Genomic DNA, 9127 nt, shown 5'->3' with positions numbered 1-9127 from the left:
AACACCTCCGAATTATGTTATTTTATCAAATTAAAATAATCATTTTATCGAAAGTGCTTTTATTTATCTGTTCAATATTATAACTTCAGTTCCACTATTGGTTACTCTTTTTGTTTTTAAATCTTCTAATAATGACATAGCCGAAGACACAGACCCAACTAAGCGTGGTAACTAGGAAAATAATATCCATTCCTAATCCAGTACGATAAGATACTGTTAGCACATTCTTACCTGGTTTAGCCTTAACTGTAACAGCACCAACCTGACTAAGGCGAGCTGGCTTAATTTTCTTACCGTTTAGAACTAACTTAGTGGCTGAGTACTTAACGACAGTTACTCTGAAACGTCTAGTCTTTGAGTGATGGTTATACCATGTGACGGTCAATGATCCATCCTTGTTCACCTTCTTGGTGTAACCACCCTTAATCTTAAAGTTGTGTTTAATCAACTGACGATGGTTGTTCAAGTATGGATGCACACTAGCATAATTATCCTCGTTAACCGCTTGAGTGGTTGGTAAGTAATCAGGCGTCGTCTTTAGAATATCGTTAACTAGGTATGACTTGTTTGGACTTTCTAAGTCGTCTAAATAAGTTCGATTATATTTTTTATTGTAGCTAAACGCATGGTTAACCGGGATTACCGAATCATTGTTTTGTTTCATCGCAATGGTTTGAGATGCCCCAAGATTAATTGCTTGGAAGTTTAATTCCATGTTTAACGCAAAAACGAAGAATAGCATTGCATAAGTGAATGCTCGACTTGGGTAGTGCAATGGTTTTAACGTCAAGGCATTCTTGTCGTTAGTCAAAATCATTCCTAGTAATAAGAAGAATAGGATGAATGGTACCACCGCAAAACGTTTAGGAAATTGCACCAATGTGGTTAGCTTAGGAAATTCAACTTGTAAACGAGTCCATGGAACAATGTTAGTAGACAGTACCAAGAAACCAAACGCAACACAACCAAGTGTTCTTACAACGTAGTTTAGCTTCTTCCATCTAGTAATCACGTAGTAAATAACATACAAGAAGATCAATATTTCCATTGGCTTCACAACGCTTTGAATTGATTCACCATGAAGTGAAACTGTGAATAGTTGCATGCTAGTTTCTGGGAATGTTGGAATCAAGAAGTTATGTCTAAAGATTGAGATCATGACTCCCCAGACGTTAAAGGTCAATGCAAGTGTTAACACAATTGCGATTAAACCGTCCTTAATCATCTTCCACTTTTCCTTGGTTAATACCAAAGAAACGATGATGATTGGAAGCGCCGCCCCAAAAGCAATCAGACTTGAAACCACATGGGTTTGAATTAAGACTGCCATTCCAACGGATACCCCTAATACCGGGATTCTTAGCTTTTGTAGCATTAAAGTAATTCCAATGAAGAATACCGGCATGACGGCAGCACCGACTCCGGTGAATTGTTGGGTGGTTACCCATAGGAATACTGATGATCCAATCATGTATAGTGAACCCATTAAGATGGAGTAATCACGACTAACACCATTAACCTTACATAGCCAATACATTGAAAATGCAGCGACTAACATCACTAGCATTGAAATCACAATTTCAAAGACAATCCAGTTGTAACTTAATAATAGGATAAATCCACCAATGTAGGCGACTATCGGTCCATACAAAGCATTAACTATTCTTCCCGTTTGTAAAAAACCATAGTTCATTTGGAAGTAATTATAACTTCCATTTCTGATTTGCTCAGCAGTGTCATAGAAGCGATTAAAGTGAAAAATCGTATCGTAGCTCAAAATTAATGTATTATTTAAAATCAAGCCGCTAAGCGCAATCAGCCCCAATAATCCAAATACGAGCAGCGGGAAAAAGCGGCTTTCATGTACTTTTTTAGCCGCATTTCTCAGTTGTTCCAAAACTATCCCTCCAGTAATCGGAAATGATTCATTTCCTTATAAAACAGCAAAAGGCCGCATTTGGCCTACTTGTTGCGTCTAATTTTTATTATTGCAAAAATACCAAACAAAATCCAACTAATCCATGTTAGAACCATCATCAAACGAGTGATGAATGATGTTACATATTTAATGTTTACTCGGTTGTTACCCTTCTTAGCTGAAACGATAACAGCACCCAGTTTAGTTGTCTTCACATTCTTAACGCTCCCATTAACCGTTACTTTTGTTTGGGCGTACTTAACCAATGGAACTTGAATTTCTTGTGCCTTCTTTAGTTTGAACTTGATAGTCAATGATCCATCTTTTCTTACAACGTGTTTGAAATGAATCTTCTTATTGTGATTCTTTTCGATGTATTCCTTGTAATACAATTCGTATGGATTCAATTTATCATATTCATCGTGTCCCTTAATTTGTTTGTATGAAGGAACGTAGTCAGGAGTAGCCTTGATAATATCTTCTAGCAAGTTAGATAGTTTGTGGCTTTGGGTGTCCTTTTGAATTGTTCTATGGTGTTTTCTCATGTAGTAGTAAATTGAGTTATCGTTCTTATTGTTCTTGTGTCGCTTAGTGTTTAAGGCCACATAGTTTACGCTTCGTTGGTGAATGGCATAAAAGTCCAATCCGGCACTACCAACGATTAATAATAGGATAGTTACTACCACGGCATAGTTACTCTTATGAGTATTGTTTCTAATTTCATAAGTTAAAATTCGACCGAAAGTTACCAATAAACATACAAACGCAATTACCAAGAAACGTTTGGGAAATTGGAGTGTGTATGATAACTGTGGAATAAGATATTGAAAAACTCCCCATGGGAAGTGGCTCCATGAAATAACTAAGAAGAAAAATCCAGTGAATGCTGTTGTCTTCGTCAAAATATCAACTTGTTTGAATCTTCTAATAACAAAGTATAATACAAAAATAAATAAAATAAACTCGGTCGGTTTCATAATGTTCACTAATGATTGAACATTAAAGTTGTATCCGTAGGTACGAACATGTGGAACTGGGTATACCGGAAGCAAGTGGTTGGTAGCAGAAATGTAGATTAGGTTGTACCAAACGTTAATGGTTAATAACATTGTAATCAACGCAGCGTAAATTGTATGTAATAGCATACGGACACGTTGTTTCTTATCAATCGCCTTGATCATTCCAACGACGAAGAATGGAACAATTCCAATGGCGGTAATCATGGCACTCATCAAATGAGTTTGCACCAATAGACTCATTACGAACGCAAAGCCAACAAATGAAACGTCATTTTTTCTGACCATTTGAGTGGCGTAAATCATGACGAATGGCACAATCATTGCCCCTACCCCAGTAAATTGTTGGGCAGTGACCCATTGCATTACCAATGATGAGTACATGTAAATGAATCCCATGAAGATTGCTGGGTACTTGTCGACGCTGTTAACACGACATAGCTTGTACATTCCAAGTGCTGAAACAATTAGCACGATTAAATCAGTTAGAATTTCAAACTTAAACCAGGTGCCAGCTAATAGTAGTAGAAAACCACCAACATATGCAGCCACTGGTCCATACAAGGTACTTAGCATTCTACCTGTACCTAAGAATCCATAGTTAGTTTGGAAGTAACTAATATTGTGGGTCTTTAGTTGCATTGCGGCATCGTAGAAACGGTTAAAGTGAAATAGTGAATCTGATCCCAAAAATGTTTGTTTCTTAATTAGCGGAATCGCAACGACTAATAACGCTAAAACTAAAAAGATAATAAATGGTGTTAACCATTTTAAAAACTGCTTTAATTTTTCCATCATTAATTCTCCTCATTATTCAGCTACGCTAGTTCCATTGGCGTAGTTAAGCTTGAATCCTTCTTGAATATTTTTAATGTAAATATTAAACGAGATTGCGTTACTACCAACTGACTTGGCACGCATAATCACACCGGATGCTAAAAGGTTCTTCTTCTTAAAGACCGGTTTGATTTGATATCTAACGTAGTGGTGATGATTACTGCGTAGGTAGTATGCAACCTTGTTTTCAAACGTACTCATTGCAGGATCATTTAATGAACGCGTTCCTGTGATCAGATTACGCAAATTGTTGTTTTGACCTGTAAACTGATAGCCGATTAAATGACTTCTATTGTATAACCATGTACCGCCATCCTTTTTATTATGCCAACCCGTTGGATCAACATATAAAGGTTCTCTTTTAACCTTTGGCATCAATGAATAGTTTAACATTGCATTCGCAGTGGTTGAACGATTGAGCTTATCCAAGCTACCGTATCTTGCCCATGCCCCATGTTTTAATGACATCTCGGACTTGGTAAATGCTGGATTATTACCATTTAGAATCACAATTTGATTCTTGGCAATCTTAGTCTTACCACTGTGACTAACTGCTTTATTATGTATCTTTCTGGCCTTTTTGGCTGTGACCTTGGTAACGACGGTTCGGTGAATACTTTCGTCTTTAGCCAAAGTAAGACCACGTGATTGCGCCTGACTTAAAGTGACACGATAAACTTGGCGAGCCCGCTTTAGTCCCCAATCATTTCGATTATAGTAGTATCTTTTACCAGTTCTTGTAACATATACATAGGTTTGTGCATTGACCGTCTGTCCAGGAACTGAAAAACACATCAAAAGTACAGTTATCAATGACAAGAAAATTAAGAACTTTTTCAACTTTTATCACTCCGTTTTAATCTTATACATTAATAATAATACATATTAATATAATATTCACTGAAAATTAAAGAAAAGTAAAAAAGCCCCCCTTTGGGAAGCTTTTTCTTTTTTTATTTGTAGTAAAGAGTAACAGTTGGGTTACCTGCATCAATTGCAGTTGTATCTACACCTACGAATTGAAGTGAACCGGCACCACTAGTGGATAGTTTTGATTGATCAATGCTTAATAAGTTTCGGTTAGTCAAGATTGACTTAACAGCATTGGAATTGATACTTTGACCATTTAGTACTAGTTTTTGGTTCAATAAGTCTTGACCAGCTTCGTTTAGCATAGTTACTAAATCAGATGAAGGCGTCAAAAGTGCGCCAGTGTCTTTTTGCTTAATGGCAATTGTTAAACGAGTTGCTGGAACAGCGTTTAAGTTGATGATGGCAGTTCCACCGTTAACGATTGGTCCATCAGTATTGATGGCATTAGCATCAGTAGTGATTTGATAGTTACTTGGGATAAACTTAGCGATTGAATCAGGAGTTACGACAGGAGTGCCGTTTACTGATAGATCAGATAAGTTCACAACCTTAGTGCTTACAAAGTTACCATTGTATTTGAATACTAGGTTGTAAGTACTTGGAGTTGGTGTGGTGGTAGTTGTATTAGTTTGAGTTTGCTTGTTATCAGTTGGCGTCTTAGCAGGAGTTTTCTTGTTAGAAGTCTTCTTAGTGTCCTTCTTAGCATTACGAGCAGTAGTGCTACCGCTGTAAATCCAACCGTTAACACTCTTCTTTTTGGTATCTTGAACATAGTAGTATAACCAACCACGAGTGTTGTAGACAGCTGATTCAACAACGAAATCATCGTTGATGTATGAAGCTTTCTTGTGGCTAACTACACGAGCGTTGTAACGGCTAAACTTAGGATAAGTCCATAGCTTATCTAGAATTTTAACGTTAACATTACTTGGGTTCGCACCGTATCTTAATGTTCTAGTAGCTGAAATTCCAGTGTTTTTAGTGATGTTATCTAGGTTGTATTGGAAGTCGTTCTTACCAACGTAGATCCAGCCACGGTACTTGCCACCTAGAGTGACAACGTGAGCGTAATATAGACCGGTGTTAGTCTTAGCCATTCCATATACATGAAAGACGTTTTCAGGTAGTTTTGATTTTGCTAAACGACGCATTGTTGTCTTGTTGGCAACGACCTTAGCATTACCCAGCTTACCTGGTTTGTTCATGATGCTAACTACCCCGTTTGATTTAGCATATGCAGCGTTTTCTGCAAAATGAACTTTGTAGTATGCGACAGTAACTTTAGTTTGTTTTTTAGTGTGTTTCCCTTTTTTTACCTTTTTGGCAACACGCTTAGTAGTAACGTGTTTCTTGGCATTAGCGGTAGTTGTGTTAACTGCGGCTAATGAACCTAATGCAAAAAGAGTTAGTCCAGCATAGACTGTCTTCTTTAAAAATGAATGCATTTTGATTCCTCCAATAAATTTATAATCTAGATTATAACACATTTTAACTTTTTAACTATTTTATTAACAAATTGTCGTGTTTTATTAAATAATTTTAAAGTTAGTGCCATACTTTAGACATTTACTCCAAAAAATATTAAAGTAAAAGAAAAAGATTAGTGGAGGTATTGCCAATGGCAGAAACATTTAGTTCGAATAATCCAAGTGCCCACCTTCTGGCTCAACTTAGATTAAGGAACTATTTTGCTAGTTATTTAAAGCAAATTGTCGCTAAAAAATTTAGCGACGACGAGAAATACCCACAGTTTGAACAACTTTTAAGCAAACAAAATAACTTTGAAGTTGTTAACTACCTACTGATCTTAACAGAAAAATATCACAATCACGCTGATTTATTAAACGTATTAATTAATATCATGCAAAGAGACTGATATTGTCTCCTTCGCAATTAAGCTACGAACTCTTCTACTATTTTATATAGATATTTGAAGGGAGGGATTTATTTGCGTCAGTTATATAGAGGACTTACATTGGATGCCAACTTTGAGCAAGCCAATCTTCATCTCCGTCGCAAGCTACGTCAAAAAATCCAAAATAAGCTTATCAAATATGTCGGAGATAAACATTATTACCTCTGCAATAAGGCACTAGATAAAATCTACTGTGCCAATGATATGCACTACATGTTAGCAATCATCACTAGTTCACGGCCGAAACCGTTGGAATATATTATCAAATGTGTAAATAACATGGATGCCCGCAGATATCATCGTTGGTCGCAAGAAGCGTTTGGCTTTTGGTATCCATAATAAAAAAGACGCTATCGTTTTGGATAGCGTCTTTTATTCTATTCGAATTTATTTCGATAGTTTATATAATTTTTTTCAAATGGTTATTACATATTTTTACAAAAACATATATAATCTAAAACAATAAGTTATAAGTTTTTAATTGTAGACGAGAGGATTGATGTACATGATTTCTTTTTCATACCAGGCTTTTGTAACCGTAGTTAGTGAAGAGAGCTTTCACCACGCAGCTCAAAAGCTAGAAGTAACACCTTCTGCAATTTCTCATTCAATCGATAAACTAGAAAAGCAACTTGGTTTCTCACTACTTATCCGTGATAGATCCGGAGTTAAGTTAACCGAAGATGGAAAAGATGTTCTTCCAATCATTCAAGATATCTTAAATAACGAAGAACGTCTTCAACAAGAAGCCAATAAAATCAAAGGATTAACCTCTGGAACAGTTAGATTGGGTGCTTTTAGTAGTGTCTGCATCAACTGGTTGCCAACCATCATACATAACTTTCATAATCAATTTCCAAACGTCAAAGTTGAGTTGATTCAAAGTGATTTCAATGACATCACCTTACAAGCACGACAAGGTAAAATCGATCTCGGTTTCACCTGTCAGCCAATCAATGAAAGATTAGTAAAGGCACTATTGGTAAAGGACAAGATTTACTGCATCACACCTAAGGACTTCGTTCCAGCCAATGGTAAGTCAATCACCAAGAAGGACGTTGAAAACCAACACTTCATCTTGCAAAAATCAGATTACGATGGTGATACCAAGGCGGTATTAGATCAATACAACGTTGCCCCTAACTCAATTCAATTCAGTATCGATGACCAATCAATCATTGCGATGGTTGAATCAGGTCTTGGTATGGGAATTCTACCTAAGTTAGCATTCCAAAGAATTAATGGTGACGTTGCACTATACCCGTTTGACGATGATTTCTACCGTTCAATCTTTATGGTAATGAACTCAGTTCAAATGAAGACCCCTGCCGCTCAAAAAATGGTGTCATGCATTCGTGAATTTATAGAATCAAACTACCCAGATGGGTACCTAAAATAAAAAAGTCGTGTTGCATAATGCAACACGACTTTTTTATTACTTAGCTGAAGTGTTAGTCTTAATTCGTTTATCAAATAAGACTTGGTTTGTGGTATCAACAATCTTGGCTGCCACTGGTTCTTGGTATAAACTACCGTCCTTGTCACGGAATAGGTTTAATTCCGCTAGACGTTGCATAGCAGGCATTACCTTGTCAGCACTTAGGTCACCTTCTACGTAGTTAAAGCCTAGGTTTTTGTTCTTACCGTTTTCGCTCTTAAATGTTAATTCTAGTTTTTTCATTAATTCGTCCTCCAATTAAAATTAGCCCACGTACTTGCTTTCTTGTACTAGTCTTGCTCCATCAACTTTACCACCGGTTAATTCGGCAACAATTTCGATTAGTTGAGCCATTTGTTCAGGTGATACTTCTTGAATTGCATTGGCAATGTTGCGTTTTCTCAAAACATTGTCGCTTCCTAAAGTATTAACTGTAATCTTTGACTTGTCCCATTGCTTTTCCATTATTATTTACCTCTTTTTCAAATTTTCATAAGTGATTAGCGCCAACCCTTACACTATTAATAACGTGTCGAGATATAAAAGTGTTACCCTAGTTTGTAAAATTCTTCTTGAACGCCTTTCTTCCATTGATAGACCGTCTTTCGACTCACATGATACTTTCTGGCGATGTCGGTTACCGTCATCGATTCGTTATAAGCGCAGCATAAAAACTTCCTTTGGTTAATGGTGCAGTGCAGCCATAGTTGATTTAACAGATCGATGCCGTCGATTTCATCATGCGGGGAGAATCCATCACTATCAACTTCAGTGTCAACACTGATAACGTGGTCGTTGGTGCGTTGCTGTTTTCTTAAAATATCGAGCAGATGCCAATAGACCGCCTGAAATAAATAGCCACAGATTCTATCGTCATCTATTTCGTCATTGTATTGACTGTACTTAGTAGCTAGGTGAATAAAGCCCTCCTGCTTTAGGTCATCGAATTGTGGGTTATCCACTCTAATGTTTAGTCGTTTTAATACTCCATAGACAATGCCTACGTGGTTTTGCTTCATCAGGAATTCAAAACCAACATCTAAATTATTCATCTTAATCAATCCTTTTGCGTATTGATCAAGGGCCCTTGAACGATTAAAACGATAACAGTGATTGGTAAAAAATACACC

General features: G+C 36.7%; 10 protein-coding genes. 3 read left to right on the top strand and 7 right to left on the bottom strand.

Going from position 1 to position 9127, the window contains the following annotated elements:
* Positions 1–94: 94 nt before the first annotated feature.
* The 4 genes from RZ79_RS01210 to RZ79_RS01195 all read right to left on the bottom strand — a co-directional run bounded on the left by RZ79_RS01210 (position 95) and on the right by RZ79_RS01195 (position 6089).
* Positions 95–1897 carry a glycosyltransferase family protein gene (locus tag RZ79_RS01210; RefSeq protein WP_054449667.1) on the bottom strand — a complete coding sequence of 601 codons (1803 nt, stop codon included), beginning with the start codon at positions 1895–1897 and terminating at the stop codon, positions 95–97.
* Between the two features lie 65 nt (positions 1898–1962).
* Positions 1963–3729, bottom strand: a complete 1767-nt coding sequence (locus RZ79_RS01205; protein ID WP_054449666.1) for a hypothetical protein — start codon at positions 3727–3729, stop codon at positions 1963–1965.
* 15 nt (positions 3730–3744) lie between these two features.
* Complete coding sequence (locus tag RZ79_RS01200; RefSeq protein WP_225428469.1) at positions 3745–4611, bottom strand: DNA/RNA non-specific endonuclease; 867 nt, start codon at positions 4609–4611, stop codon at positions 3745–3747.
* A gap of 113 nt (positions 4612–4724) precedes the next feature.
* Positions 4725–6089 (bottom strand): hypothetical protein, encoded by a 1365-nt coding sequence (locus RZ79_RS01195; RefSeq protein WP_054449665.1) that lies wholly within the window; start codon positions 6087–6089, stop codon positions 4725–4727.
* Positions 6090–6262: 173 nt separating this feature from the next.
* Between RZ79_RS01195 and RZ79_RS01190 the strand changes: the two genes are divergently transcribed.
* From RZ79_RS01190 to RZ79_RS01180, 3 genes are all read left to right on the top strand, one after another.
* Positions 6263–6520, top strand: coding sequence for a hypothetical protein (locus tag RZ79_RS01190; RefSeq protein ID WP_054449664.1), 258 nt, complete (start codon positions 6263–6265; stop codon positions 6518–6520).
* Positions 6521–6592: 72 nt separating this feature from the next.
* Positions 6593–6898, top strand: coding sequence for a hypothetical protein (locus RZ79_RS01185; protein ID WP_054449663.1), 306 nt, complete (start codon positions 6593–6595; stop codon positions 6896–6898).
* A gap of 166 nt (positions 6899–7064) precedes the next feature.
* The gene (locus RZ79_RS01180) at positions 7065–7958 is read left to right on the top strand and encodes a LysR family transcriptional regulator (protein WP_054449662.1); all 894 of its coding nucleotides are present in this window, start codon (positions 7065–7067) and stop codon (positions 7956–7958) included.
* A 36-nt stretch (positions 7959–7994) separates the two neighbouring features.
* On the opposite strand, the gene RZ79_RS01175 is transcribed toward RZ79_RS01180, so the two are convergent.
* From RZ79_RS01175 to RZ79_RS01165, 3 genes are all read right to left on the bottom strand, one after another.
* Positions 7995–8240 (bottom strand): DUF2922 domain-containing protein, encoded by a 246-nt coding sequence (locus RZ79_RS01175; protein ID WP_034531405.1) that lies wholly within the window; start codon positions 8238–8240, stop codon positions 7995–7997.
* A gap of 21 nt (positions 8241–8261) precedes the next feature.
* Positions 8262–8462, bottom strand: a complete 201-nt coding sequence (locus RZ79_RS01170) for a hypothetical protein (RefSeq protein WP_054449661.1) — start codon at positions 8460–8462, stop codon at positions 8262–8264.
* Positions 8463–8545: 83 nt separating this feature from the next.
* Complete coding sequence (locus RZ79_RS01165) at positions 8546–9049, bottom strand: sigma-70 family RNA polymerase sigma factor (protein ID WP_054449660.1); 504 nt, start codon at positions 9047–9049, stop codon at positions 8546–8548.
* Positions 9050–9127 lie beyond the last annotated feature (78 nt).

It is taken from the genome of Apilactobacillus kunkeei DSM 12361 = ATCC 700308 (assembly GCF_001281265.1).
GTDB classification, from domain to species: Bacteria; Bacillota; Bacilli; order Lactobacillales; family Lactobacillaceae; genus Apilactobacillus; species Apilactobacillus kunkeei.
This window is presented reverse-complemented; position numbering and strand designations above follow the sequence as displayed.

What these genes read in the sequence shown, in the direction of transcription:
- RZ79_RS01205 (WP_054449666.1), bottom strand. Translation starts at nt 3,729, where the DNA reads ATGGAAAAATTAAAGCAGTTTTTAAAATGGTTAACACCATTTATTATC.
- RZ79_RS01195 (WP_054449665.1), bottom strand. Translation starts at nt 6,089, where the DNA reads ATGCATTCATTTTTAAAGAAGACAGTCTATGCTGGACTAACTCTTTTT.
- RZ79_RS01190 (WP_054449664.1), top strand. Translation starts at nt 6,263, where the DNA reads ATGGCAGAAACATTTAGTTCGAATAATCCAAGTGCCCACCTTCTGGCT.
- RZ79_RS01180 (WP_054449662.1), top strand. Translation starts at nt 7,065, where the DNA reads ATGATTTCTTTTTCATACCAGGCTTTTGTAACCGTAGTTAGTGAAGAG.
- RZ79_RS01175 (WP_034531405.1), bottom strand. Translation starts at nt 8,240, where the DNA reads ATGAAAAAACTAGAATTAACATTTAAGAGCGAAAACGGTAAGAACAAA.
- RZ79_RS01170 (WP_054449661.1), bottom strand. Translation starts at nt 8,462, where the DNA reads ATGGAAAAGCAATGGGACAAGTCAAAGATTACAGTTAATACTTTAGGA.
- RZ79_RS01165 (WP_054449660.1), bottom strand. Translation starts at nt 9,049, where the DNA reads ATGAATAATTTAGATGTTGGTTTTGAATTCCTGATGAAGCAAAACCAC.